The 25,530-nt window shown below is 53.5% G+C and carries 19 protein-coding genes, 1 tRNA gene and 1 pseudogene; 13 read left to right on the top strand and 8 right to left on the bottom strand.

Annotated features, from left to right (window positions below):
• Window positions 1-279: pseudogene (locus GSQ94_RS11285) on the bottom strand (two pore domain potassium channel family protein); the annotation flags it as partial.
• A gap of 267 nt (window positions 280-546) precedes the next feature.
• Here GSQ94_RS11285 and GSQ94_RS11290 point away from each other — a divergent pair.
• The 9 genes from GSQ94_RS11290 to GSQ94_RS11330 all read left to right on the top strand — a co-directional run bounded on the left by GSQ94_RS11290 (window position 547) and on the right by GSQ94_RS11330 (window position 10,770).
• On the top strand, window positions 547-918 hold the full coding sequence (locus GSQ94_RS11290; protein WP_158943953.1) for a response regulator: 372 nt from the start codon (window positions 547-549) through the stop codon (window positions 916-918).
• A 13-nt stretch (window positions 919-931) separates the two neighbouring features.
• Window positions 932-1,156, top strand: a complete 225-nt coding sequence (locus tag GSQ94_RS11295) for a DUF2905 family protein (protein ID WP_158943954.1) — start codon at window positions 932-934, stop codon at window positions 1,154-1,156.
• Between the two features lie 237 nt (window positions 1,157-1,393).
• Window positions 1,394-2,824: an exodeoxyribonuclease VII large subunit gene (gene xseA, locus GSQ94_RS11300; RefSeq protein ID WP_254063797.1), complete on the top strand. Its 1,431-nt coding sequence runs from the start codon at window positions 1,394-1,396 to the stop codon at window positions 2,822-2,824.
• The gene (glmM, locus tag GSQ94_RS11305; RefSeq protein WP_158943956.1) at window positions 2,824-4,170 is read left to right on the top strand and encodes a phosphoglucosamine mutase; all 1,347 of its coding nucleotides are present in this window, start codon (window positions 2,824-2,826) and stop codon (window positions 4,168-4,170) included. The genes xseA and glmM overlap by 1 nt, the downstream gene beginning before the upstream one ends.
• 306 nt (window positions 4,171-4,476) lie before the next feature.
• A complete protein-coding gene (gene pgi, locus GSQ94_RS11310) occupies window positions 4,477-6,111 on the top strand; it encodes a glucose-6-phosphate isomerase (RefSeq protein WP_158943957.1) in 1,635 nt (544 codons plus the stop codon).
• Window positions 6,112-6,191: 80 nt separating this feature from the next.
• Entirely contained in the window at window positions 6,192-7,214 is a 1,023-nt protein-coding gene (gnd, locus tag GSQ94_RS11315; RefSeq protein WP_158943958.1) for a phosphogluconate dehydrogenase (NAD(+)-dependent, decarboxylating), read from the top strand.
• Between the two features lie 26 nt (window positions 7,215-7,240).
• On the top strand, window positions 7,241-8,650 hold the full coding sequence (gene zwf, locus GSQ94_RS11320) for a glucose-6-phosphate dehydrogenase (RefSeq protein WP_158943959.1): 1,410 nt from the start codon (window positions 7,241-7,243) through the stop codon (window positions 8,648-8,650).
• A 212-nt stretch (window positions 8,651-8,862) separates the two neighbouring features.
• Complete coding sequence (gene adh / locus GSQ94_RS11325; protein ID WP_216843070.1) at window positions 8,863-10,392, top strand: aldehyde dehydrogenase; 1,530 nt, start codon at window positions 8,863-8,865, stop codon at window positions 10,390-10,392.
• Window positions 10,393-10,770, top strand: coding sequence for a DUF779 domain-containing protein (locus GSQ94_RS11330; protein ID WP_158943960.1), 378 nt, complete (start codon window positions 10,393-10,395; stop codon window positions 10,768-10,770).
• A 16-nt stretch (window positions 10,771-10,786) separates the two neighbouring features.
• Here the strand turns inward: GSQ94_RS11330 and GSQ94_RS11335 are convergent, their stop codons facing one another.
• Both GSQ94_RS11335 and GSQ94_RS11340 read right to left on the bottom strand, forming a co-directional pair.
• Entirely contained in the window at window positions 10,787-11,023 is a 237-nt protein-coding gene (locus GSQ94_RS11335) for an anti-sigma factor (RefSeq protein WP_158943961.1), read from the bottom strand.
• Complete coding sequence (locus GSQ94_RS11340) at window positions 11,020-11,646, bottom strand: RNA polymerase sigma factor (RefSeq protein ID WP_158943962.1); 627 nt, start codon at window positions 11,644-11,646, stop codon at window positions 11,020-11,022. The genes GSQ94_RS11335 and GSQ94_RS11340 overlap by 4 nt, the downstream gene beginning before the upstream one ends.
• Before the next feature lie 557 nt (window positions 11,647-12,203).
• Between GSQ94_RS11340 and GSQ94_RS11345 the strand changes: the two genes are divergently transcribed.
• Entirely contained in the window at window positions 12,204-14,603 is a 2,400-nt protein-coding gene (locus GSQ94_RS11345) for a transglycosylase SLT domain-containing protein (RefSeq protein ID WP_158943963.1), read from the top strand.
• 200 nt (window positions 14,604-14,803) lie between these two features.
• Entirely contained in the window at window positions 14,804-15,067 is a 264-nt protein-coding gene (locus GSQ94_RS11350; protein ID WP_158943964.1) for a hypothetical protein, read from the top strand.
• An 18-nt stretch (window positions 15,068-15,085) separates the two neighbouring features.
• Here GSQ94_RS11350 and GSQ94_RS11355 read toward each other — a convergent pair whose 3' ends face one another.
• Window positions 15,086-16,342, bottom strand: coding sequence for an ABC transporter permease (locus tag GSQ94_RS11355; protein ID WP_158943965.1), 1,257 nt, complete (start codon window positions 16,340-16,342; stop codon window positions 15,086-15,088).
• A gap of 2 nt (window positions 16,343-16,344) precedes the next feature.
• Window positions 16,345-17,583 (bottom strand): ABC transporter permease, encoded by a 1,239-nt coding sequence (locus tag GSQ94_RS11360; protein WP_254063798.1) that lies wholly within the window; start codon window positions 17,581-17,583, stop codon window positions 16,345-16,347.
• Between the two features lie 148 nt (window positions 17,584-17,731).
• On the opposite strand from GSQ94_RS11360, the gene GSQ94_RS11365 reads away from it, so the two are divergent.
• A tRNA-Leu gene (locus GSQ94_RS11365) sits at window positions 17,732-17,818 on the top strand.
• A gap of 206 nt (window positions 17,819-18,024) precedes the next feature.
• On the opposite strand, the gene GSQ94_RS11370 is transcribed toward GSQ94_RS11365, so the two are convergent.
• A complete protein-coding gene (locus GSQ94_RS11370; protein WP_158943966.1) occupies window positions 18,025-20,661 on the bottom strand; it encodes a hypothetical protein in 2,637 nt (878 codons plus the stop codon).
• A gap of 351 nt (window positions 20,662-21,012) precedes the next feature.
• On the opposite strand from GSQ94_RS11370, the gene GSQ94_RS11375 reads away from it, so the two are divergent.
• Window positions 21,013-22,158 carry a radical SAM protein gene (locus tag GSQ94_RS11375; protein WP_254063799.1) on the top strand — a complete coding sequence of 382 codons (1,146 nt, stop codon included), beginning with the start codon at window positions 21,013-21,015 and terminating at the stop codon, window positions 22,156-22,158.
• 48 nt (window positions 22,159-22,206) lie between these two features.
• On the opposite strand, the gene GSQ94_RS11380 is transcribed toward GSQ94_RS11375, so the two are convergent.
• Together GSQ94_RS11380 and GSQ94_RS11385 are read right to left on the bottom strand one after the other, a co-directional pair.
• On the bottom strand, window positions 22,207-23,256 hold the full coding sequence (locus GSQ94_RS11380; RefSeq protein WP_254063800.1) for a YncE family protein: 1,050 nt from the start codon (window positions 23,254-23,256) through the stop codon (window positions 22,207-22,209).
• Between the two features lie 126 nt (window positions 23,257-23,382).
• Window positions 23,383-25,326, bottom strand: coding sequence for an alkaline phosphatase family protein (locus GSQ94_RS11385; protein WP_254063801.1), 1,944 nt, complete (start codon window positions 25,324-25,326; stop codon window positions 23,383-23,385).
• Between the last annotated feature and the right edge of the window lie 204 nt (window positions 25,327-25,530).

The raw sequence follows: 25,530 nt of genomic DNA on the forward strand, positions 1-25,530 counted from the left end.
AAAGTAAAACATGGCAAAGCCAAAGATGAGAAGAACTGCCCATAGAAGGAGTAGCAAAAGAAGAGAGAGTGGGCCGTAAATGCTGTAGAACTGACTGCGAAGCTTTTTGTTGGTGACATGCTCCGCCATGATGACCCATGGGGCCCAGGTAGCAATGAAGAAGATACGGGTGATTCGAAATCGTCCTGTGGGACGACGAGGGAGGATGATGGTCTGGAAGGCGTCGAGGGCCACTCCCAGGCAAAAGAGCAAACCGGCAATGAATGCGGATAAGTGCAATAGAAATCCTATCGAATGAAGCTGGTACGGGCTTTGAGACCTGTTATCAGTAGTGAAACTTACGGTTTCTGCAGAGAACGTACAAATCTCTAATCTTGCACTGATCTTTGGCTCGTTTTTTTTGCAACATTGGCTGAAGAGTGAAGTCTAAATCTTCAGTAGAAAAAACATCGAATTTTGATTCGACAATGTACTTTTTGTGGCCTAATCTGGACCCATCAGAGACAAGTTGGCGCTCAATCAAAGTGATCCTCACGGAGGGCAACCATGCAGAGAGTTTTAGTGGTTGATGATGACCGTCTGGTGGCCGATACGCTGACTCTCATCTTCGAAAAGAGTGGGTTTAATGCGAGAGCAGCATACTCCGCCGAACATGGGTTGGAGTGTTCCCGTGAGTTTGTGCCGAATCTGCTTCTGTGTGATATTACGATGCCGGGACGGGACGGACTTTCCCTGGTTAGCGACGTGACACGAGAGTTACCCGCGTGCCGAATTCTTGTTCTTACCGGGTTTTACTCCAATCTGAAGAGTGTACGGGAGAAGTCCAGCAGCTTATTGCGACCGGTAGGTATTCTCACAAAGCCCTGCCAGCCATCGGAACTTCTACGCGAGGCTGCCGCCCTGCTGGCGATTGCTTAATGAGGCGGTGAAGATGCCCGAACTAGGACGCACTCTTCTCTGTCTTGGTCTTCTGCTAATGGTGGCTGGTGGGCTCATCCTTGGACTGAATCGTCTCGACTTACCGCTTGGTCGGCTTCCGGGCGACTTTAGCTGGCGCGGAAAGGGTTGGTCGGTCTCATTTCCAATTGTTACTTCTATTTTGCTCAGTACCCTGTTGAGCTTGATTCTTTGGGCTGTGGGGCGCCTACGCCGCTGACCTCGAAGAGGCGTCGTCGCGATGCTAGACTCAGGCAAGATGTCTGAAAGGGAAGACAATCCGCCGACTCTGGCTAGCTTGCGAACCCGGCGAGGGAAGGCCCGGACCAGAAGACAGCTAACTTCAATAGCGCCTACGCCTGACTCGCTCTTTCAAGCGGGTCTATTTCCTCTCTCTGAAGAGGATGCAGCACTCTCGGCTGCAGAGTCGAGTGATCAGGCTATTCTGAGTGACGAGTTGTCTAAGACGGTAGCGAAAACTAAGCCAGGAAAAATTGCGCCTGACCTGATGCCTGAACGTCGCATCTGGAGTGTTCGCTCACTCGTCACGAACGTCCGTCAACAAATTGAAACGACTTATAACGATCTTTGGGTCGAAGGCGAGATCTCCAACTGCCGCCCAGCACCATCCGGCCATATTTACTTCACGTTGAAAGGCGGCGAGTCGCAGTTGCCCGTTGTGCTCTTCCGTCGCCAGGCGGTGTTGCTGCGGTTTCGCCCTGTGGATGGTCTTGTTGTTTTGGTTTGTGGTCGAATATCCGTATATGAGAGCCGAGGTCAACTCCAGCTGATCGCGGAGACCATGGAGTCTCGCGGGGCTGGCGCTCTGCAGCTTGCATTTGAGCAGCTTCGTGCCCGACTGCTCGCCGAAGGACTCTTCGATGCGGCGCGTAAACGACCATTGCCAGCATTCCCGAAGTGCATTGGAGTCGTTACTTCTCTTACAGGCTCAGTCATTCGCGATATCGTCACCGTAGTTCGCCGTCGTCATACACGGCTCAATCTTCTGATATATCCTGCAACGATGCAGGGAGGCTCTAGCCCTGGCTCTGTTGCCGCTGGAATCCTCTGGTTCAATGCGAATCGGGCACTCGTGGATGTTGTCGTGCTCGCAAGAGGAGGCGGCTCCGTCGAAGATCTTGCGGGCTTCAACGACGAAGCGTTGGCACGAACGATTGCCGCATCGGAACTTCCAGTTGTTTCGGCAATTGGCCATGAGACTGACTTTACGATCGCCGACTTCGCCGCCGACCTTCGCGCTCCTACTCCTTCAGCTGCCGCCGAGCTAGTCACTGCAGCACAGCATCGTATTGGAGAGCGTATTGCTGCTCTAGAGGCCAGGGTGCAGCGTGCCGGTAGATTCCACATCGTGCAGGCAAGGCAGAGCTATACAAGGTTATCTGCGGAGGCAGTGTTGAACCGTCTGCGAGATGCAGTTAGCCGCAGGGACCAGCGACTCGATGAGTTCAGACTTCGTCTTGACCTGGCAGTCCAACGCCAGCTTCGCACTCCGGCTCAACGGCTGAATACGGCACAAGACCGCCTTCGCCGCCAGGATTTCTCTATTCGCGTCACCGCAACGTTGCATCGTCTTCAGGCTGCCGTCTTGCGATTGGAGCGCGCCATTGTTCAGTCGGTAGCTAATCGGGAGACACGTCTAGAAAGAACGTCCGTGAAGCTCGAAGCTTTGTCGCCACTTGCGGTTTTGTCGCGTGGTTATGCTCTCGCGTACTTGCACGGAGGCGCCACTGACGGCAGACTGCTTCGTTCAGTCGCAGGCGTCGTTGCGGGGCAAAGCATACGCGTCCGTCTTGCTCAGGGAACACTTGATGCTGAAGTCACTCATACCCACTTAGAAAAAACTAAAGCATTGGAGACCAGTAACTGATGAAGAAGCTTTTTGGAACTGATGGCATTCGAGGAGTCGCCGGTCAATCGCCACTGGATTCGACCACCGTATATGCTATTGGGCTTGCACTTGCACATACTCTTGAGGCGAAGGGAGCCTCCCCTCGAGTGTTGCTCGGCATGGACACTCGCGAGTCCAGTCAATGGATTGCGGCGACGTTGACCGCCGGGTTAGTTGCTGGCGGAGCTTCTGTAGAAAGCGCGGGTGTCATTACAACCCCTGCTGTTGCTTTTCTTGCCCATACCCACGGATTCGCTACAGGAATCGTTATCTCGGCCTCACATAATCCCTGGCAAGATAACGGCATCAAGCTTTTCGGTCCCGATGGTTATAAGTTGCCGGATGCTGTCGAACTCGCGATCGAAGAGGAAATCTTCCACAAGCTGGCCAACTCTACAAGAGCACCCGAGCAGGTCCAGCCACCTGCCGTGAATGAAGCAGATCGTGCGGAGTATGTTCGATTTTTGCTCGCCGCGGCTCCCGGTCTTTCGCTTGACGGAAAACGAATCGTGATCGACTGCGCTAATGGAGCCGCTTCCTCGGTCGCTCCTCAACTCTTCTCCGATCTTGGCGGGGAGGTGGTTATTACCCACGCCAGTCCAGACGGTCGAAATATCAATGAAGCTTGCGGAGCATTGCACCCAGAGATCGTTGCAGGCCAAGTTATAAGTTCTGGCGCGGCGATGGGGATTACTTTCGATGGGGACGCAGACCGTGCTCTTTTTGCTGATGAGAACGGGAGGGTGGTCAATGGCGATGCGGTGCTACTGCTTGCAGCCCGAGATCTGCAGAGCCGGGGGCTTTTGACAAACTCAACGGTCGTTGCGACTACTATGTCGAATATGGGGCTCGAAGCTGCGCTGAAGCGAAGCGGAATCAAAATGCTTCGCGCTGCTGTCGGCGATAAGTACGTTCTTGAACAGATGCTTGCAACCGGCGCGGCGCTGGGTGGAGAGCAATCAGGCCATATTATTTTTACCGGTCGTAGTACGACAGGGGATGGACTCCTTACCGCGCTGCTTCTGCTGGATGTCGTCCACCGAAGCGGGAAATCTCTAGCTAGTCTCGTTGCGGACCTTAAAGTCTTCCCGCAAGTAATTGTCAACGTCAAGGTGCGAGAAAAGAAGCCATTTGAGATGATTCCAACAGTGGTCGCTGCAATTCGCGATGCCGAGGTCGAGCTGGCCGACTCCGGAAGAGTAGTCATTCGCTACAGTGGCACAGAAGCGCTGGCGCGGGTGATGATTGAAGCCGAATCGGAGAAGCTCATGCGGCATCATGCGGACGCCATCTCAGCCGCAATCCGAACTGAAATAGGTATTTGAGAAGAATCTCAGTTAATCTTTTACTCGGCCCGTAACTTTATGCCACCCGTTCTCTTCTCATAGTCGGCGGGAATTAGCTCCCCAATATTTTCAGGAATATCTAATCGTCTTTTCGTCATCTATAGCAAAGAGGTCGGAAAGAAGAGTGGGGAGATCATTTGGAGAGTTAATTGTGCGAGTATTTTTTTATTAAAATTGCGGGAATGTTCGGGGTTTCTCCGGCTTCCAAACTCCGTCACGGTGCGTGTATCGCGAAGGAATAGTAGTCTGGTCTGGCGAAGATAAAAGAGATGCGAGGAATAGTAGATGACAACGAAATTGACGCCACTCAGTGAGCGTTCAGCATGGAAAGCGCTGGGAGCGCACTATCAGCAGATTCACGATATGCAGCTTCGCCAACTATTTGCGGACGATCCCGCACGTGGAGAGCGGTTTACCCTTGAGGCGAAGGGGATTTTTCTCGACTACTCAAAGAATCGAATCACAGAGGAGACTCTGAAGCTTCTGATTCAGCTTGCTGAAGAGTCAGGCTTGAAAGCACGTATTGATGCGATGTTCAGTGGGGAGAAGATCAATATCACTGAAAATCGGGCTGTGCTGCATGTTGCTTTGCGCGCGCCGAAAAGTGAAAAGATACTTGTCGATGGTGAAGATGTTGTTCCCGCTGTTCATGCTGTGTTGGACAAAATGGCGGGTTTCGCGGAACGTGTGCGGAGCGGGGCCTGGAAAGGTCACACCGGTAAGCGAATCAAAAATGTCATCAATATCGGCATCGGCGGTTCGGATCTTGGCCCAGTAATGGCGTATGAAGCGCTCAAACACTACAGCCAGCGCGATATCACCTTCCGTTTTGTCTCAAACGTCGATGGTACGGACTTTGCGGAGGCAGTGCAGGATCTGAATGCTGACGAAACGCTTTTTCTCGTCGCCTCGAAGACCTTCACTACGCTTGAGACGATGACGAATGCTCATTCGGCGCGCGACTGGTCGCTTGCGGGGCTGGGTGGTGACGAGAAGGCCGTGGCAAAGCACTTTGTAGCGATCTCGACGAACGCCAAAGAGGTTGCGAAGTTCGGCATCGATACGGCGAACATGTTCGAGTTCTGGGACTGGGTTGGTGGACGCTATTCCATGGATTCTGCGATCGGGTTGTCGACGATGCTTGCAATCGGGCCAGATAACTTCCGTGCCATGCTGGATGGTTTCCACCAGATGGACGAACACTTCCGTACTGCCCCTTTCGCGAACAATCTACCAGTCCTCATGGGCCTGCTTACAGTCTGGTACACCGATTTCTTCGATGCGCAGACGGTTGCGGTTCTTCCTTATGAACAGTATCTGAAGCGTTTTCCGGCCTATCTGCAGCAGTTGACGATGGAAAGCAACGGCAAGCATGTAACTCTGGATGGAACGCATGTGAAGACCGAGACCGGGCCGATCTATTGGGGAGAGCCGGGCACGAACGGGCAGCATTCCTTTTACCAGCTGATCCACCAGGGAACTCGGCTGATCCCTTGCGATTTCATTGGGTTTTACAAAACACTGAATCCGCTGGGGCAGCATCACGATATGTTGATGGCGAATGTCTTTGCACAGGCTGAAGCGTTGGCATTCGGTAAGACGGCGGAGCAGGTGAAGGCGGAGGGAACTCCCGATTGGCTCGTTCCTCACCGAGTGTTCGAAGGTAACCGTCCGTCGAATACGATTCTCACCGATCATCTGAGTCCTGAGGTGCTGGGCAAGCTGATCGCTCTCTATGAGCACGCTGTGTTCACGCAAGGTACCATTTGGGGCATCGACTCCTTTGATCAGTGGGGTGTTGAGCTTGGGAAGATTTTGGCGCAGAAGATTATCGGCGAGTTAGAGAGCAAAGCAGAACCTGCACTTTCGCACGATACTTCCACGACGAATCTGATTCGCAGATATAGGAAGAACAAATAGTCTAGCGGCTACGGCTGCGAGAAGACTTTGCGCCGTTTTGGATGTTCAGTGAATTAGCAACTATTGAGAGGGAGCGATCAATGCAACTTGGAATGATAGGGCTGGGTAGGATGGGTGCCAACATGGTGAAGCGGTTGGCCAAGGATGGGCACGAATGCGTTGTCTTCGATAGGTCGCAGCAGGTAGTGGGTGATCTTGCGAAGGAGAAGGGGATAACCGGCGGTTCGTCGCTTGAAGATTTTGTCAGCAAGTTGTCCAAGCCGCGCGCGATCTGGCTGATGATTCCTGCAGGAGTTGTGGAACAGACGATCGCTGAACTAGTGCCTCATCTGGAGAAAGATGACATCCTGATTGATGGTGGAAACTCCTATTACATCGATGATATTCGCCGGTCCAAGGAGCTTGAACCCAAGGGAATTCGCTATGTGGATGTTGGCACAAGCGGCGGCGTCTGGGGACTGGAACGTGGCTACTGCATGATGATCGGCGGTCCGAAGTCCGTCGTGGAACATCTGGACCCGATCTTCAAGACGATTGCCCCAGGCATTGGCGACATTCCCAAAACTCCTGGGCGCGAGAAGGTTGGCGGCACAGCGGAGCTGGGTTATCTGCATTGCGGCGAGAGCGGTGGTGGCCACTTTGTGAAGATGGTGCATAACGGAATCGAATACGGAATGATGGCGGCCTATGCTGAAGGCCTTGGTGTGTTGAAGGCAGCCAATATAGGCAAGCACACCGCAGAGATCGACGCTGAGACGACACCACTCCGTGATCCGGAACACTATCTCTATGATTTCAACCTGCCTGATGTTGCCGAGGTCTGGCGTCGCGGAAGTGTGATTGCTTCCTGGCTGCTCGACCTGACTGCATCTGCCCTCATTGGCGATCCTGAATTGACGAAGTTCGGTGGTCGAGTTTCGGACTCGGGCGAAGGTCGTTGGACGATCAAGGCTGCAATTGATGAAGGAGTTCCGACTCCAGTGTTGACTACGGCACTCTATACCCGGTTCAGTTCGAGAGGGGAAGCTGACTTCTCGAATAAGCTGCTGTCTGCGATGCGCTTTGCGTTTGGTGGGCATCTTGAGAAACCGGAAGCAAAATAGCCGTTGGAATTCGAAGGAGAAAACTCGTGAGTCAATCTCATTCTGATGCTCTGGTCTTCTTTGGGGCGACAGGCGATCTTGCCTATAAGAAGATCTTTCCTGCACTTCAATCGATGGTCAAACGGGGTACTCTGAATGTCCCTGTGATTGGCGTAGCAAAAGCTGGTTGGACCCTCGATCAGTTCAAGGCGCGTGCCCAGGACAGTCTCGAGAAGCATGGTGGTCTTGACGCGGATGCGTGGGCCAAGATGAGCTCTCTGCTGCGGTATGTCGACGGCGACTATGTCGACCCGGCGACGTTTGTAGCGGTGCGGAATGCGCTGGGTTCGGCGGAGAGGCCAGCTCACTATCTGGCCATTCCTCCCTCGCTGTTTGAGGAGGTCGTCGAGCAGTTAGTGAAGTCTGGTTCAGCCAAAGGCGCTCGCATGATTGTGGAGAAGCCGTTCGGGCACGATCTGGCTTCGGCACAGGAGCTGAACCGGATTTTGCTGTCGGCGTTTCCGGAGTCGTCCATATTCCGGATTGATCATTATCTGGCTAAAGGCCCCGTTCACAACATGGTGTCCTTTCGCTTTTCAAATACGTTCCTGGAGCCGATCTGGAATCGCGATTATGTTGAGAGCGTTCAAATTACGATGGCGGAAGACTTCGGGGTGCAGGGCCGCGGAGCTTTCTACGATCAGACCGGCGCGATCCGCGATGTGATTCAGAATCACATCTTCCAGGTGATGTGCAATCTCGCAATGGAGTGTCCTGCACGAGGCGATGCAGAGTCCATGCGAGATGAGAAGGTAAAGGTGTTGAAGGCAATTCCGCCGCTAGAGGCAAAGAATCTCGTCCGCGGACAGTTTCATGGATACCTTGATGAAAAGGGAGTTGCGCCAAACTCGAAGGTCGAGACATTTGCATGTCTTAAGCTCGAGATCAAATCCTGGCGGTGGGACGGTGTCCCTTTCTATATCCGCGCTGGCAAGAATCTTCCGGTGACATGCATGGAAGTGATGGCCCGGTTCCGCAAGCCGCCGACTACCAACATTACGGAGCCGGATGTGCAACAAAATTACATGCGCTTCCGGATTAGCCCCGAAATGACCGTGGCGATGTCCGTCTCGATTGCGAATGAACTGGAAGGCTCTGGTCGCGAATCTGTAGAACTGATCGCCAGCCGCCACCCTAGCCCAGAGGAGATGGAGGCTTACGAGCGGGTTTTGACAGACGCGATGGCTGGCGACGCCACACTCTTCGCGCGACAGGACTACGTGGAAGAAGCATGGCGTATTGTCGATCCTGTCCTCAAAGAAAACACGCCAGTTTATGTCTACGAACCTCATACGTGGGGGCCACCAGAGGCTGGAGACAATATTGTTCCATGTTGTGGGTGGGATACTCCTCGTGCCCAGGAGCCCGATGATTTTAGAGTCGTAGGTCGAAAGTAAAGAAAGCCCGGCGGCTGCCGGGCTTTCTTAGGTCAGGACTCGCGCAAGAGCGATCGAAGGGTCGATGATCCCTCCAGCATCAGTCTGCCTTTCACATGTTTCTTGAAAAGAGAGATTATGATGCTTTTTCGTTCTGTGCTGTGACAGATTCTGCGGGAGAGGAATACAATTTCGAGCGCGGTGAAGGTAATGATCTCCAGGGAGTGGATTTTATGGCTACGATGACTGCGCTTCAGCCGGGGACCTATGGGTTTCCTGTGTCGATCAAAAAACGGTACGAGAACTTCATTGGCGGAGAATGGGTCGCACCGCTGTCGGGCCAGTATTTTGAGAATGTGACACCTGTGACAGGGCGGGTCCTGTGCGAGATTGCGCGCTCGAATGCAGCAGATGTAGAAAGGGCTCTCGATGCGGCACACGCGGCGAAGAAGGATTGGGGAAAGACTTCGACGACTGAACGCGGGAGGATGTTGGAGAAGATTGCTCAGCGCATTGAAGACAATCTCGAGATGCTGGCGACGGTGGAGACGTGGGATAACGGCAAGCCGATTCGCGAGACGATGGCGGCCGACCTACCACTTGCCGCAGATCACTTTCGCTATTTCGCTGGTGTGATCCGGGCACAGGAGGGATCGATCTCGGAGATCGACAAGGACACGATTGCGTACCATTACCATGAGCCGCTGGGTGTCATTGGTCTGATTATCCCCTGGAACTTCCCGATTCTGATGGCGACGTGGAAATTGGCGCCGGCGCTGGCTGCAGGGAACTGCGTGGTGCTGAAGCCGGCGGAGCAGACTCCGATGTCGATACTGGTTTTGATGGAGCTAATTCAGGATATCTTGCCTCCGGGTGTGGTGAATATTGTCAATGGGTTCGGGCTGGAGGCAGGCAAGCCGCTAGCTTCGAGCAAGCGCATCAACAAGATCGCGTTTACAGGAGAGACGACGACCGGCCGATTGATTATGCAGTATGCGTCCCAAAATATTATTCCCGTGACCCTGGAGTTGGGGGGCAAGAGCCCGAATATCTTTTTCCAGGACGTGGCCAGCGCGGACGATGCATTTTTTGATAAGGCGCTCGAAGGTTTTACGATGTTCGCTTTGAATCAGGGCGAGGTGTGTACTTGCCCTTCGCGCGCATTGATTCAGGACACGCTCTACGACCAGTTCATGGAGCGTGCCCTGAAGCGCGTGCAGGCGATCAAGCAGGGGAATCCACTCGATAAAACGACGATGATCGGCGCGCAGGCCTCGAGTGAGCAGATGGAGAAGATCCTCTCTTACTTCGACATCGGCAAACAGGAGGGTGCACAGGTACTGGCTGGTGGTAAGCGTGCAACCCAAGCTGGCGATCTTTCTGAGGGTTTTTACATTGAGCCCACAGTCTTTAAGGGAAATAACAAGATGCGAATCTTCCAGGAGGAGATCTTTGGTCCAGTAGTTTCAGTGACAACTTTCCATGATGAGGAAGAAGCTCTGGAGCTGGCTAATGACACTCTTTATGGGTTAGGAGCAGGCGTTTGGACACGCGACATGAACCGGGCTTATCACTTTGGCCGGGCGATCGAAGCGGGAAGAGTTTGGACAAACTGCTATCACCTGTATCCAGCTCATGCAGCTTTTGGCGGTTATAAGCAGTCGGGCGTCGGACGAGAGAATCATAAGATGATGCTGGAGCACTACCAGCAGACCAAGAACCAGTTGGTGAGCTATAGCCCTAATGCGATGGGATTTTTCTAGATGGCGGATTTGCCGAAACAGGTTGTGACGACGCCCGCTGCTGAGGAGTTGATGGATAGGCTGTCTGCTAAACATGGGGAGCTAATGTTTCATCAGTCGGGAGGTTGCTGTGACGGCAGCTCGCCCATGTGTTATTCACGCGGAGAGTTTTTAGTGGGGGATGGAGATGTTCTGCTTGCGACACTGGGAGACACGCCCTTTTACATGAGCGGAAGTCAGTTTCAATACTGGAAGCACACACAGCTGATTCTGGATGTCGTGCCGGGGCGTGGAGGGATGTTTTCGTTAGAGAACGGAGAAGGCGTGCGGTTTCTGATCCGGTCGAGGGTGTTCACGAATCCAGAGATTGAAATATTAAGATCTGCCGGGCGGATCTAAAAAGACCGGTTGAGAACTATTTCTTTGCAAAACACTTCGCCATGATAGCGGAGTGAAGCCGTTCACGTAGTCCGGGGGAGACTTCGTATATTTCGGTCCCCTTATACACCTCGATGGTCTGATGGGTGGTGTTGAGAACCACTCGGCAATGTTGGCATCCGGAGGTATGTTCGCTGATTTCCTCACGTAGCTCTACGGTGAGCTGATCGTCGAAGTAGTCAGAAAGATGGCTTAGTAGATCCGTGCAGTTCATGCTGGCTGGCCCTCCTGCTTCTGCCGGAAGTATCGGCTGAGACGCTCGCGGAGTTGAAGTCGCGCTCGTAACAATCTGGATTTCACCGCTGGGACGCTCAAGCCGAGTGCCTCCGCAGTCTCTTCCGTGGAGAGGTTCTCAACATCTCGAAGAGTAAAGACTGTCCGGAAGCCTGGAGGAAGGCCCTGAATGGTTTTGCGAAGGATGTCGGCGAGCTCAGCCTGGTTGTACTGCTGTTCTGGGTTTGGCCGCCATTCCGCGAAATCACGTGGGATGGATCCTTCCTCAGTCTGGACGTCCTCATCCATAGAGACAGTTTTGCTGGTCTTGCGCTTACGAAGCCGCATAAGACTCTCGTTGACCGCGATACGGACGAGCCAGGTAGAGAATTTCGAGTTTCCCTGGAATTGGTCCAGCTTCTCGTAGGCCTTGAGGAATGCATCTTGCGTAATGTCTTCAGCGTCTTCACGGTTTTGAGTAATATGCTGCGCCACCCGGAAGATCTGGCGCTCGTACTGACGAACCAGCTGCTCAAATGCTGCAGTATCCCCTTCTTTGGCGCGTGCTACAAGCGCTACGTCGGGGTGGACTTCTTCCGTTACTGGTGATTGGATGGCGGGCATGAGTGAAAAGGTGCGGAAAACAAATGCTGAATCAGCCGATTCCGACCGTTCAACAATTAGCTGTCTACAGCATAGTAAATGTCGCGGCGTCAGAGAGCAAAGATTCGCTGTGCAGGCGAATCGTTTGAAACCTATTTAACGGAATGAGACTGATCAATGAAGAGCGCACAATCAGGGGTTAGTTGGGTCACTGTCTTTGCTGAACGTTGATGGATAGTTGTTAGTTGGATGAATCTGCGGTGAGTCTTCTTCGGACGAGCCTTGCGACGGTTTCTAGGGCGCCGAGATCCATGACGCCATGAAAACTTGTATCTTATTGCATAATTGAGCCTTGTGCCGAGTAGCTGACCGATGCCGCTTCTTATATGAAATCATTTGCAATGAATATTTCCTCGATGCAGGTTTAAGTACAAATGTTGAGGGTGAGTTAGAGCACACTCAGTCAGAGGTCATTAGTGTGACTTTGAAGTATCTGCGTTGGTTCGCGGTCGATTGCTGGTGCGTGGCTCAAGCCGGGCAGCTAGAGTGGAGTGGTGGGTCGGAAAAATAAAGGCACAATGTTGAGCATCAGGGGTAAGGTTCGGTTGGCGATAGTTGCGGCCACTTTGATCGGTATAGCCGTACCGTATGCTGCGGGCGGGGTAGTCGTGCAGGAGCAAGCCGCGCCCCAGGCTGTTACCCAGACGAAGAAGTCCGCTCCCCCAAAGAGAGCTGGTTCGCCGGGCGCGCGGAGAGCCTCTGCCGCGAAGGCTAAGAGCTCGAACAGTAAAGCAAAAACTGGAGCCTCCAGCAGGACTGCAAAGAAAAAAGCCTCGGCTGGCGGAAAGAGCCAGACTGCTTCGCGTAAGCCAACAGCTCAGACTATTCGGCTGACAAGTGCGTTCAAAGCTTCGGAGCAGCTACGACCCATGGCGCAACAGCTGGCGGCAACGCGCTCCGTAGCTGCTTATTCCGGAGTCGAAGCGTACGCGCATCAGCATCCAGGAGAAGGTGCGGCTGCAGCTTATCTGGCTTTAGGTCACGCCGCGATGCTCGATCATCGCTTTGATGACGCAGTGCGCAGCTATCGTCAGGCCAATGCGAGCGGTACTGCTTTGGATGATTATGCGGACTATCTAGGCGCTCAAGCAGCGGTGCAGGCTGGACAGGGTGCGGATGCCTATGGGCTGCTGGACCACTTCACCGACCGGCATCCTGAGAGTATCTTCAACGCGAATGCGCCGGTTCTACTGGCAAACGCTCATCTGCAGCAAAACGATCCGCAGGGCGCGCTGAAGGTTCTGCTTCCGCTGGCTGATTCCTCACAGGCATCGCACGTGGACTTTCGGTACACGCTGGGAAGGGCTTACCAGACCTCGGGCGACATAACGCAGGCTGCCTCTGTCTACAGAAGCTTATATGTTGGTTTCCCTTTGAGTGTCGAAGCTGGGCAGGCCCGGACACAACTACAGGCGATGAATACGCCGCCGACCGCAGCGGAGCGTAAAGTTCATGCCGATCAACTGTTCAACGCGAAACGATATGCAGAAGCTGGCGAAGAGTATCACTCAATAGAAAAAGGTGGATCGGGACTGAGCTCGGCCGATCATGACGCGCTGCTGATCTACGCGGCGGCCTGCGATATGAAGTTAAAACGAATCAGTCGACGAGAGGTAGAGAAGCTACCCGAAACGAAGGACGATAGCGCAGCCCTCAAAATTTATATGCTGGCAGAGCTGTCGAGAAATGAAAACGATCAGGTCGGGCATGACGCCTTGATAACGCAGATGGTAAGAGATTTTCCTGCGAGCAGGTGGCTGGAAGAGGCTCTGTACTCAGGCGGCAACATGTATCTGTTAAAACATGATCCTCAGCAGGCCACCTACCACTACTCTCTGCTGGTGAAGTTGTTCCCGAAGAGTACGTATGCGGCTTCTGCGCATTGGAGGGCAGCGTGGATGAACTATCGCCTGCACAACTTTGCAGAAGCTGGGCGCCTGATGGATGAGCAGATCCAGATGTATTCGACCGGGGTCGAAGCTCCGGGAGCACTCTACTGGCGAGGACGGATCTACGAGGATGAAGAGAAGAACTTTGGCCAGGCTGCGAATTACTACCGTGCCTTAACGACCTCTTTTATCAACTCCTACTATGCGGGTCTTGCCAGGCAAAGACTCAATGTACTAAAGACGCAAGCGACATCGGTTGCTTCGGCTGTGGCTTTGAGCTCAGTGCATGTGCCGGTGGTTCCAGAGTTGACCGGAGAGCTACCTGAGAACGAACCTCATCTGATTAAGGCTCGGCTGTTGGCGAATGCATCGCTGAACGAATATATAGGTCCGGAGATACAGGCGAGCGCAACGTCGAATGAATGGGGCGCTCTGGCTCAGGCAGAGATCTACTCCTCTTATGGTGAGACAACACGGGCGATTCAATCGATGAAACATAGTGGGATCTCTTTCTTCGCGCTGCCACTCGATCAGGTTCCGACGGTTTACTGGAAATTGCTCTTCCCTCAACCGTACTGGGCAGATCTTACAGCGGATGCGCAGAAAAATGGCCTGGACCCGTACCTTGTAGCATCGCTGATTCGACAGGAATCAGAGTTCAACGCGGGGGTTGTAAGTCATGCAAATGCCTGGGGGTTGATGCAACTGCTGCCCTCCGTGGGGAAAGCAGCGGCAAAGAAGCAGGGGATCAAAGGCTTCAATGCGAATATGCTGCTCAATCCTGCGGTGAACCTGCAGTTGGGGACGTTCAATCTGCGGCAGGTGATGGACAGATTTGGTGGTCAGGCTGAGTATGCGCTGGCAGCTTACAACGCAGGGGATGTTCCTGTACGGCAGTGGATGTCGATCGGGGATTACAAAGACATCGCCGAGTTCGTTGAGTCGATTCCGTATACCGAAACACGGGAGTATGTGCAGGCGATCTTGCGCAACCGCGAAATCTATCGCGCTTTATATGCCTCGCAATAGTTGAGAACCACACTCGCGTCTCCTGTGCAAAATGCGGGATTGACAGCAGCGGTAAATCCGTTATTCTTTGCACCAGAAGTAGTGCATGCCTCCATCAGGCACAATACCTTCCAGGAGGTCTCTTCCGCAGCCGGACAAGCAGTATAGGCGCTAGAACGTGAGTCATGAACCGCAGACAACCGTTGGAAGAAGAGGCAAGCATGGTAGCGGAATTAAACCTACTTGAAGTGTGGATCCCGGAGCAGATGCAGCCGGGTACGTTATTTCTGTTGGAGCAGGCCGGCGAGCTAGGTAAGGCGGAGAACCCTTACTGGGCAGTACTTGCGTGTCCATCCTGTGGATCTCTGGGGTTGATCACTAAGCAGCAGTGCGCAGGCTTGGAGGCAATGATCTGCGGTGCTGCGGATTGCTCGGCGGAGTATTTTCTGGAGGATCAGTCGATCCGATATCGAATCGCTAACTAAAGCTCAGGCTTGTAGAGGCTACTCGTGTCTTAGGGCTACCACGGGGTCCATACGTGATGCCCGAACTGCGGGGAGAAGCCCGGAGATGACACCAACAGCGGCTAGGATTGCGAACGAAATCAACATGATTGCAGGCGAGGCGCGAAGCAGAATATCGCCCTCATGGTTCGCAGTCTTGTAGATGTCGGAGTAGAGGGGCATGGGCGGAATCAGGTAAGCGACAATGACTGCCACAAACATCCCAACTACCCCTGCGAGGAAGGTGAGAGTCAGGCTCTCCAACAGGAACTGTGTGAGTATGTCTTTGCGGCGTGCTCCCAGCGCCTTGAGAAGACCAATCTCTCGTGTACGCTCAGTAACCGAGACCAGCATGATGTTCATGACACCCACTCCGCCGACGCCAAGAGTCATAGCCCCGATTATTCCTAGGAGGAGATCGAGCGCAGTACTAAACTGAAGGATCTCGGCAGAGTCCGCGACAGTATCCCAACTGGGCACTGCCTTATCGTCTTTGGGGTCAAAGTGGTGCCGCTGCGCGAGCACGGCACGTACGGCTTGCAATGCCTTGAGATGGAGCTCTGGCGCGCTTGGCTGGAAGACAATGCTATCGGGATCGCGCTGGTTGCGAAGAAGACGCATCATGCCGAATGGAACAAAAGCGTTTTCGTTGTCTGGGCCATTGTTAGACGAGTCCTGAATCTTGTTCTTCAGTACTCCGATTACTTGGAAAACATGACCTTCGATCTCCACTGATTCGCCGACGGGAGGATAGCCGTTGAACAGCTTTTGCGCGGCGTGTGGTCCGAAGATGACCACCTGGCGATGATCGGTGAAGTCCGCTCCTTCAAAGTAGCGTCCCTGACCCACATTCAGCCTGCGCATTCCACCATAAGGAAAGTCGACCGCCTTGCTCTGAATGTTCACAACCTTCGAACCATACTTAAAGCTGAAGCCATCGTCGGTCTCTGAGCTGACCGCTTTGAGGAAGGGAACCGCGTCCCTTACTGCTTCCGTGTCTCCATCGAGAAACTTTACTTTTTTACCGGATCGCTCTCCACCAGCCTGCATGCTCGTCTGACCACCCCATACCATGATGACGTTGTCGCCCAGACCCATGAAGCCATTCAGTACCCCTTCGCCAAGGCTTTTGCCATAACTTAGCAGAAGCACGACAGTCACCAGACCCCAGATTATGCCAAGCATCGTAAGCCCTGAACGCAGACGGTTACGAAGGAGCGACTCTATGCTTTGACGAATGATCTCGCGTAGGTTCATCGCTATTCTGTCCTCAGGCATTCCATGGGGCTTAGGTTGGCTGCTCGCAGTGCGGGATACATTCCAGCAAAGACGGTGATGGCTGCCAGAGTGGTTAGTGATGCGGCGATGGCGATCGGCGAAATGACGGGATGTGGCACAAAATCAGGTAGTGGAATGAAGCGCATTGCGACGCAAACGCCGACGCCGAGAACCAGTCCTCCCAGACCGCTGACCAGCGTAATAATGGCGGACTCGACTAGAAACTGTCGTTTAATATCGATAGCTGTGGCGCCGAGAGCTTTTCGAACCCCAATCTCTCGCGTACGCTCTGTGACCGCAACCAGCATGATATTCATGACGCCGATTCCGCCTAGCGCAAGCGTGAGAAGCGCTACGGCCCCGAAGAAAAATGTCATCACGCTAAAGATGCGCTCGGTGAACTTCGAGCCTTCTAGCGTATCCCAGATCCACAAGGCCTCTTTATCGTTGGGGTCGTAGTGATGTCGCTCCGCAATGATCTTCGAGACTTGCACCAATGCTTTTTCATGTAAATCTGGGGAGATAGGTTCAACGACGATGTTATTAACATATCCGCGAATGACTCCGGGACCCTCAGTGGGAGGGAAGTCGCGCGACATGGCCGAGTATGTGGTGAAAAGTTGAGTGTTGTCGGGTCCGCTGCCGTAGCTGCCATTTTGCTTCTTTTTTGCAAGGACTCCGATGACTGTATATTGATAGCCATTCACCATCAATGGTTGTCCAATCACTGCTTTACCAGGAAAGAGCTGCCTGTTCGCCTCGGCTCCTAGAAGAACAACCCGTGCGCCTTCAGCCTCATCTTGGTCCGTCATCAGTCGTCCCTGTTCGACGGTGAGAGATCGGAATTTTTGATATTCGGGCCATACTCCGCGCACGGCACGGTTGGCCGCATTCCATTGGCTTACCTCGGCGACGCTTCGTCTTAGTTCGGGGCTCACAGTTTTTACCAGCGTAGCCTGTTGCTGTATCGCGATGGCGTCATCGATAGTAAGGTGAATATCACGGCCAGCAGCGTATCCGCCCGCTTGGGCTCCCGTTTTGCCGCCAAAAATAATGGCGATATCGGTTCCGATTGTGCGTAGATGTTCTTTCTGATCCACATTAAAACCGATACCGAGCCCTACCAGCAGGATCACCGAAGTGATGCCCCAGACGATGCCGAACATCGTCAGGAAGCTGCGGAGCTTGGTGTCCCACAGTGCCGAGAGTGTTTGGATCAAAATTTCGTGGAAAGGCATAGCTGGTACCGACCCGGACATGGAATGCTAACTTCGTTTTTGGAGATACGCAGAAATACCCTTGGCGGTTCCTTGCCTGGAAGCTTTTCAAGAATGCGTTAAGATAGTTCAGGCGAGTTATCTCTCCAAAGCCCGGATGGTGAAATCGGCAGACACAGCGGACTTAAAATCCGCAGGGAGCAATCCCATGGGGGTTCAAGTCCCCCTCCGGGCACCAGATCTAAAAGAGCTACAAGTTATTTGGGCAGCATTTAGGCAGGAAAATAAATTTCATCCGATTCCGAATGCGAACTTAACAGCGTTGTCATTTATATCTCTCATGCGATCGAACTCGACCTCGCCATGGTTTGTGTCGTCATGTGTACGTTTGAATGATGCATTAGATCGCGCTGCACATACCTATCGTCTCGCCTGACCTATGCTCTAGTTTCGATCATTAGGAGGTCCAGATGTCGGCGTGGGAGTCGATGGATCAGGTTTAGGGGCGGGCGCAGCTGATGGATGAGGTGTTATTGTCTCCAGCGCCGGTGGTTTTGTATCAGATGCCGGAGCCGCAGTCTGATTAGCTGACGCGGCAGGAGATGTCACCTTTTGTACCGGGGTAGGTAGCGTTACAGTTGCGGCCGCGTTCGGATCATCGCGTAATTTGAGGTATAGCGTTGCTCCGTCTGCCGGGGTCGGTACGGTGAAGTTGTTTTCAGCAAACCCTGTTGGAACCTCGGTCGGTTTGACAAAATCTTTTGCTGCACCGAACGACTGCACGAGGAACAAATTATTACCATCAATGGTACAGGTAGGAGCATCCGCTGTAGTGCAGTGAATCGCAGTGATCTGCGGCGTGCGGACGAGAACGCCAAGTGGAGTCCAGTTCCCTGGCGTACCGTCCGCCGCAACTGGGCGCATCTGCAATTTGCCAAATGCCGATTGACCAAACGCTTTCAAAGGATCCAAGGTAGAAACTGCCGTGTGGTCGTCTTGAAGTACGAGGTTATTTTCTGTGAGCGAGAGCGTGGTGTGGACTGAGCCGTCGGCGGTGGCTACTTCAATAGTCTGTGTGCGCGGGAACGCGTCCTTTGTTTGCACCACGAAGGTAAGCCTACCCTCAAGCAGGATGTCGTCCTTCGCGCCGACGCTGACGGGCAATACGCCATCCTTCTGAACCGGTGTGGCCCTCAGTGAAAGCAACGTCAGCTCCGGGCGCGCCGCTTCAGCGGATATTTTGACGACCATCGTGCGACCGTCTTTCAGCTTCGCCGTCGCATTAGAGCCATCATCGGGCGAAACGCCAGTATCAGCCTGAAGGTGGATCGTCTTATCGTCGTTGCCTTTGGCACTTGGGGTGAAGGTTTGTTTATTGATCTCGACAGAGACGACATCCTTCAAGCCTTCGCCAGTGAGTACTGCTGTCTTATCGCCATTGTGCATCTTGACGGAATCGAGATGAACGCCGGCCGTGTATGCGGTGAGTGGAACCTTGTCTCTATCCGAATCGCCATACTGTTGAATCGCAAGTGAATAACCGCCGGGTTGGACGGTTTTGAGAGAAACATCCAAAGCCAGTGTGTCTCTTGCATCCTTGTCTGCCGATTTGAAGGACACGTTCAGATCTTTCGTATTATTGCTTACCAGGGCAATGTGCTCAACGCACGCACTCCCATCACCTTTAAGTGCGAGGTGATTATCCTGTCCGGCAAGCAGAGGGTGACCGTCTACGATCTTCCAATTCTTGCCCTTGACCTGCTGGATCGTAATGGTGGGTCCTTCGAAGGAATCGAAGCCCCAATATCCACGAACAGTCCCCGTGATGGTCAAATCAGTTGTCGCGCCGATCTTAACGCCAGACTTCGCTGGTTGCGCGTTATCGCCTTCAGGCGTGGGGCCCTGCAGCGGCCCATCTTTTTCCTTCTTTTTTACTGCAACAAGTCCGCCCTCGAACGCGTCAGGTGTCAGTGGTATATCCGTCGGTGATCCAGTTCGATTGAGATGCAAAATCAGATTGTGCGCAAAGCCGGTGGAGAAGACAAGTGGCGCGCCTTCCAGAGGAATGGTCACCGTCGGCTGCAACAAGCACGCAACTTGATCAATATCGTGTGGATGTAACGGCGGCAGCTTTGCCTTCTGAATAGCGGGCAAACCGATGACGATCACAGATTCGGGTTTGTGAAAGGATGGCGGTGCGTTCAACCTCAGGCTAAGCGAAGGCCCCTGCGGGAAGCTGAGTCCCGGAATGTACTGATACTGCGCCGTGCGCAGCATGCCAACAAGATGAACGAGATCAACAACTGCACCGACATACGCAGAGTAAAGACCCGCGCCGACAGGCTGTGTGTAGGAAGCAGCATTGATAAAGTCAGAGGATGGACCGGTAGATATCGCTTCCGCGATACTCTGCCCATGTCCGTCATCGAGGAGAACGGGGGCGCTGGACTGGGTTAGGCAGATTACCTGTTGATCGACAGGCTGCTTGAAGCAATCGGCGTTCGGCTTGAGGGCGAGTGTGGTAGCTAGCTTCTCGGAGTGTTCCTGAATGGCCTTGGAGTCGTCATGCGCGACCGTTTTCATGGCGGCGAGATAGCGTTCGATCCGTTGCTGCTCAAAGGACGCTTCATTGAGGTCGGAGTCGGCGCGAATGAATAGACCGGGCCTACCCTTGACAGCGGAGCGGAGTGTCTTGAAGTCTCCACCGGTTTCGGGCGCGACAAAAAGCAATGCCTCTTCAGCTCCACCAGGAACAGTGACTGTTGTTCCCTCAACAGTTTTTTTGTCCCAGGTATCAATCTCCGTGAACCAGTTGTCAGGAGGTTCATTTGTCGTACCGCGAAGAAAGGCAACGATCAATATCAGATGATTTGATTGGCTCGGCGGAAGATCAGCCTTGATCCATATCTTGTCTCCAGGCTCAAGGTTGGGGACTTCTGCGATGGGGAGTGTCGAGCTTCCTCGCGTCACGCGGATATCGATAGTAGGGCCGACGAGGTCGAAACGTGCTTTGTCATCTGCTCGAAGAGATGCCGTCAACGAAACGACAAGCAGACAGGCTACAACTCTCAGAATCTTCATCTACATCTAGGATGCGAAAGGGGTGAGAAGGGGTTGCGGAGCCAATTGCGTGAAATCGAATACATGCCCTCGCTGACAGCCGTCGGAAAGGCTGCCGCTTTGCTGCGTATCTGCTTCGTACGAGGCGGGTTCTGCGCTATCTGACAACGAATTCACCAAATGATGGTCCGTCCTCGGCTGCTAGGGATTAAGAAATCCATAGACTTAGCCGATCGTGGGAGTTCAAGTCCCTCCGGGCGCCAAAAACAAAAGACTTACGATCTAACGATACAAGACGCTTTCAACCTTATCTTCAGGGAATCAAATTGCGCTATTCCCGGATGAATCTGCGGCCATTCGTTGAGAGGATAGATGGTATGGCAGCGCCTGGCACTCTACACTGGAAGCATGAGCCAGTTGACTGTGCCGCTTGGAATAACATTTTCAGACATTGCCGCTAAGGTCACCAATGGTTCCCGGATTGGATCCGCTGAAGCTCGGTGGCTTTGGATCAACGCCTCCGACTCTGAATTATGTTCGCTTGCTGCTGAAGTACGTGGCCGATTTCACGCATCGACTGCCTGCACATATATGGTGATGCGAATCATCAACTATACAAATGTCTGCGTGGCGCAATGCGACTACTGTGCGTTCTACAAGCTGCCGAGCCAAGACGGTGGGTATGTGTTGAGCCATGAAGAAGTGTTTGTGAAGCTGGATGAACTGCTTGCGTTGGGAGGAGATCTCGCGGCATTCAACGGAGGATTCAATCCCCATCTGCCGCTAAGTTATTACTGCGATTTGTTCGCCTCGATTCGCGCACGGTATGGGGATAGCCTGGAATTCTATGCTCTGACGATTGCGGAGTTCGTGTACCTGGCCGACCACGCGAAGCTGAGCTATACTGCGGCTGCGGCGCGACTCAAGGACGCTGGGGTAAGGTGGATTACTGGCGGCGGTTCGGAGATCCTGACCGAAGAATTCCGCGCTCGTCACTCCAAATTCAAATACACCGTAGCGCAGTACTTCGAGGCGCAACGAGCTATCGTCGATGCCGGCTTAAAGACGACGGCGACGATGGTTATAGGGTTCGATGAGAGCTTCGAAGAGAGACTCGAGCATCTTGAGCGCACTCGGCAGTTCCAAGATGAAACGAATGGGCTGGCAAGTTTTCTCTGTTGGACATTTAAACCTTACTTCACACAGATTGGCGGCATCGAGATCACCGCTGCGGAATATCTACGCCATCTGGCTCTATGCCGGATCTACCTTGATAATGTTCCGCGAATTCGCACCTCTGTACTCACTCAGAATCAACAGGCGCTCATCGGGTTAAACTACGGCGCGGACGACTTTGACCTGCCAATTGAAGATGAAGTGACGCAGAAGGCGGGCGCAACTATCAGCCTGGACTTTGACCGAATCTTGAACTATGCGCGAGAACTCGGATATTCACCGGAGTATCGGCATGTGTCTTTGGGAAATCCACCTTGGCCAACAGGATCCAAACTTGGGTAGCAGAAAATCGAAGCCACACCTCATCATTGCTTGAGGCACGGCTTTTTACTATCGTCCGACAATAATCACAGAGAATGTATCGGGGATCGGAGTCGGCCGAAACTGCAACTCCTCCGAGACCGGACCGGTATTCTTACCGAACTGGGACGTGACCAGATAGGCTTTGGCATCCTTCTGACTTACGGCCATAGTCCTGGCGCCAGGCTGCGTCTTTACCTGCTGGATCCGCAAATACTTCAGCAATGATTCGCGACGAAAGATGGAGACCGTTCCACTAGCATCCGCGACGAAGAGCAGATTGTGCTGAACATCGAAGTCGATGTCACCGGCGTTTGGCGGTGCATCTGCAATCGCGGTGGCATGCCCCGTCTCCAAGTTGATTGTGACTAGCTTATGGTCTTCACACGCAGTGAAGAGTTGATGGTGGACGCTGTCAATGGCCAATCCAGTGGGTCCTGTGCACGGTGCTAGTTGCCAGGTGACCGAAACCTTTTTCGCAACGACATCAATGCGTACGATCTCGCCGTTCGAGGGCAACGTCGCGAAGACTGCACCGTTTCCATCGGCGACTGCCGACCCTGGACGGCTGCTAAGCGGGATGGTGGCTGTGACTTGATTTGTCGCAGTGTCGATGACGGTCGCGCTGTGGCTATGAGAGTTGAAGGCAATGATCGACTTTGAATAGGGGTCGAAAGCGATAGCGTTAGGAACAGCTCCTGTCGGGACAGATGCAATTACGTTAAAACTGGAACGGTCAAAGACGTGGACGAAACCGGCGGACCCGTCAGTAGGGTCGGTAATAAACCCATACTTGCCGGAGTCATCGAGGGCAATCTCGCGAATGTTCTTCATGCCTTGGACTTCGCCGAGGAGTTTGCCCGTGTCGGTATCGACAACCATCACGCGATTGGTGCGGGGGATGTAGAGACGATGCGCGGCAGGATCCAGAGCGAGAAAGCCCCATCCGCCTTTCCCGCCGAGCTTCCATTGGTCTTGCACATGGAACTGCGGCAACGCAGTCGGGCTTGCATTTCGGAGAGTTGCGGCGGAGCAGATAGTTGGCGCGAGAGCGAGGAGGAGCGTTGAGGGAAAAGCCATTGAAGCTAGGCTGCTGAGTTTTTTGGGAAAAATAGTCATCATCTTCATCAGAGGTACCTCTTCAAAACTAACTTCGACGGCCAGCACGGCTGGCCGTCGAAGGGTGAATCAATTTAGGGCTTACTGTTATTTGGAAGAGAATTGGAAGTCATCCGTTAGATCGCCGATTGCTGGGCTATTCGTCGGGACGTAGGGGCTGCTTGCTTTCTGGATCGGGTTCGGCAGGTTGTCGCGGCTGCGGTCGGAGATCGTCGGAAGTTCCCAGTTCTTCTCGATGAACTTCATCAGCGAGACGTGATCGCCGTACTCGTGAGAGACGTGGCCGCCGGTCGAGTACTTCGATACAACGATGAGAGGAATACGGGTACCGTCGCCGAAGAAATCGACGGGCTGGATGTAACCAGAGTCATAGTATCCGCCGCCCTCGTCAAAGGTGACGAAGATGGCAGTATCAGCCCAAAGAGCTGGGTTAGCTTTCACGCCATCGATGATCTTCTTGGTGAAGCCTTCGAAGAGATCGAGTTTGGAGGACGCCGGGTGACCATCGTTGAAGCCGCTGGGCTTGACGATAGAGACTGGCGGCAAGTTGCCGGTGTCGATGTCTTCATAGAGCTCAGTCGTATCCGCAATGTAGGTCTGACGGGCCGCCTGAGTTCCCATGAACTGTGTTTGGTACTGGAACGGATTGCAGATGTTGCAATATTCATCGAACGAGTTCGACTCGGTAGGATCGGTTACGTACAGATCCCAGTTCTCGCCGAAGTACTTGAAGGGAACATTGTGAGCGACGAGGTCGTCACCGATGCTCTTCTGGCTGGTCGGAGGAATGGTGAAGGGCGAGTACTGCGAAGCGAGGGTGCCGTCGCCGTTGTAGCCGGGGTTGTAGTTGTTGACGAGGTAGTAGTCGCCCTTGACGCAGTTAGATTTCACAGGCCGCTTGAGGGACTGAAGGTAGTTGGTGACCGCCGGAACGCCAGGCTGGCTGATGTCACCGCAGTTGACGTAGCTGCCGCCGCTGTAGCCGTCCTGATCCCACCAGTCGTTGGTGTTGGGCTGTGGGTTGGGGTTTTCTACCTGATTGATGGCAGGCGTTGCAGCGGCGCCCTTGCTGTTGGTGTAGAAGATGGCATCGCCGAAGCCAAACATGATGTGGTTGGCGCCGGTGCCGCCCATGACGGACTGGTGGAAGTTATCGCTGATGGTGTAGTCATCCGCAAGCTTCTTGAAGTAAGGAGCGTCGCCCTGTGCCATGTTGTAGAAGCCCATGGAGGTAGCACCTTCGCCAGTGGTTGTTTCGTTGAAGTTGGCTGGCTGCTTGGCTCCATTGCCGCCGGTGCCGACCGAAACTTCAACCCACGGGAAGAGATCGTTCAAGCAACCGCTGGCATTGTCTTCGGTGGCATAGTCGACGTTGCAGTCGGTCTGCTGCCACATCTGGAAGAAGCGGTGAACAGGGCTGTTGGTGTAAGCATCGTAAGGCATCTTGGGTCCGCTGAGTTGGAAGACGCCTTCGCGCAGATTGGTGTCGTTCGTAATGCGAGTGTCGGGCTTGCCGCCGGCGATACCGGTCGCGCCAGTGAGCAAGTACTTGTTATACGCGGGAGCAAGACCGGCATCGGCAAGTTCGGCGACCTTAAGAGTCGTGAAAGGAGTGCTGGTTTGGCTGGTCTTTTCAGGACCTCCAGCCAGAGCCGCTGGAAGGGTGCTGTAGATGCTCTTTTCCTGAGGGCTGTTGGAGTACTTTCCGTTATCAGCGGTGGTGCTATCGACGGCCGAGAATTGAGCGGAGAGGGAGTAGTTCGGGCCCGGCTTACCGTTGGCGTTGACGATGCCCTTGGAGAGGAGGTTCGAGACAGTCTCGCCTTCCTTCGGCTTATAGGTCGCGTAGACGTGATCGAAGGTGCGGTTTTCACCGATGATAATGATGACGTGCTTGATGGGGGTCTTTGTTTCGGGGACGGCAGTTTGGGCGTAGGCGGATTGTGGCAGTCCCGCAAACACTTGCAGCGCAATCAACATCATCGCGCCGCACTTCAAAGTCCCGTTAGGGGCATTGACAGTACGTTTCAAAGTGATACCTCCAGAAAACTGAGAGAACGAGATGACTCGTTGGGGAATACAACCTCAGTGGGATAACCCTAGAGGCAGTAACATGCTAGTTGTGTCACTCTAAAATGAAATGACCAATAATTACGGTTACATTATCGGCGGAACGTCGTCGCACAAAGATAAGTCTAGGAATTAACAGACTAGTATTCCGCACTTAACATTTCT

Origin of the sequence: Granulicella sp. S190 (assembly GCF_009766095.1) — a bacterium.
Taxonomy (GTDB): domain Bacteria; phylum Acidobacteriota; class Terriglobia; order Terriglobales; family Acidobacteriaceae; genus Edaphobacter.

Coding starts and splice junctions, on each gene's coding strand:
- GSQ94_RS11375 (WP_254063799.1), top strand. CDS start 21,013: ATGGTATGGCAGCGCCTGGCACTCTACACTGGAAGCATGAGCCAGTTG.
- adh (WP_216843070.1), top strand. CDS start 8,863: ATGGCTACGATGACTGCGCTTCAGCCGGGGACCTATGGGTTTCCTGTG.
- GSQ94_RS11350 (WP_158943964.1), top strand. CDS start 14,804: ATGGTAGCGGAATTAAACCTACTTGAAGTGTGGATCCCGGAGCAGATG.
- GSQ94_RS11345 (WP_158943963.1), top strand. CDS start 12,204: ATGTTGAGCATCAGGGGTAAGGTTCGGTTGGCGATAGTTGCGGCCACT.
- GSQ94_RS11340 (WP_158943962.1), bottom strand. CDS start 11,646: ATGCCCGCCATCCAATCACCAGTAACGGAAGAAGTCCACCCCGACGTA.
- gnd (WP_158943958.1), top strand. CDS start 6,192: ATGCAACTTGGAATGATAGGGCTGGGTAGGATGGGTGCCAACATGGTG.
- GSQ94_RS11295 (WP_158943954.1), top strand. CDS start 932: ATGCCCGAACTAGGACGCACTCTTCTCTGTCTTGGTCTTCTGCTAATG.
- GSQ94_RS11335 (WP_158943961.1), bottom strand. CDS start 11,023: ATGAACTGCACGGATCTACTAAGCCATCTTTCTGACTACTTCGACGAT.
- GSQ94_RS11290 (WP_158943953.1), top strand. CDS start 547: ATGCAGAGAGTTTTAGTGGTTGATGATGACCGTCTGGTGGCCGATACG.
- pgi (WP_158943957.1), top strand. CDS start 4,477: ATGACAACGAAATTGACGCCACTCAGTGAGCGTTCAGCATGGAAAGCG.
- GSQ94_RS11355 (WP_158943965.1), bottom strand. CDS start 16,342: ATGAACCTACGCGAGATCATTCGTCAAAGCATAGAGTCGCTCCTTCGT.
- GSQ94_RS11380 (WP_254063800.1), bottom strand. CDS start 23,256: ATGGCTTTTCCCTCAACGCTCCTCCTCGCTCTCGCGCCAACTATCTGC.
- GSQ94_RS11330 (WP_158943960.1), top strand. CDS start 10,393: ATGGCGGATTTGCCGAAACAGGTTGTGACGACGCCCGCTGCTGAGGAG.
- GSQ94_RS11370 (WP_158943966.1), bottom strand. CDS start 20,661: ATGAAGATTCTGAGAGTTGTAGCCTGTCTGCTTGTCGTTTCGTTGACG.
- glmM (WP_158943956.1), top strand. CDS start 2,824: ATGAAGAAGCTTTTTGGAACTGATGGCATTCGAGGAGTCGCCGGTCAA.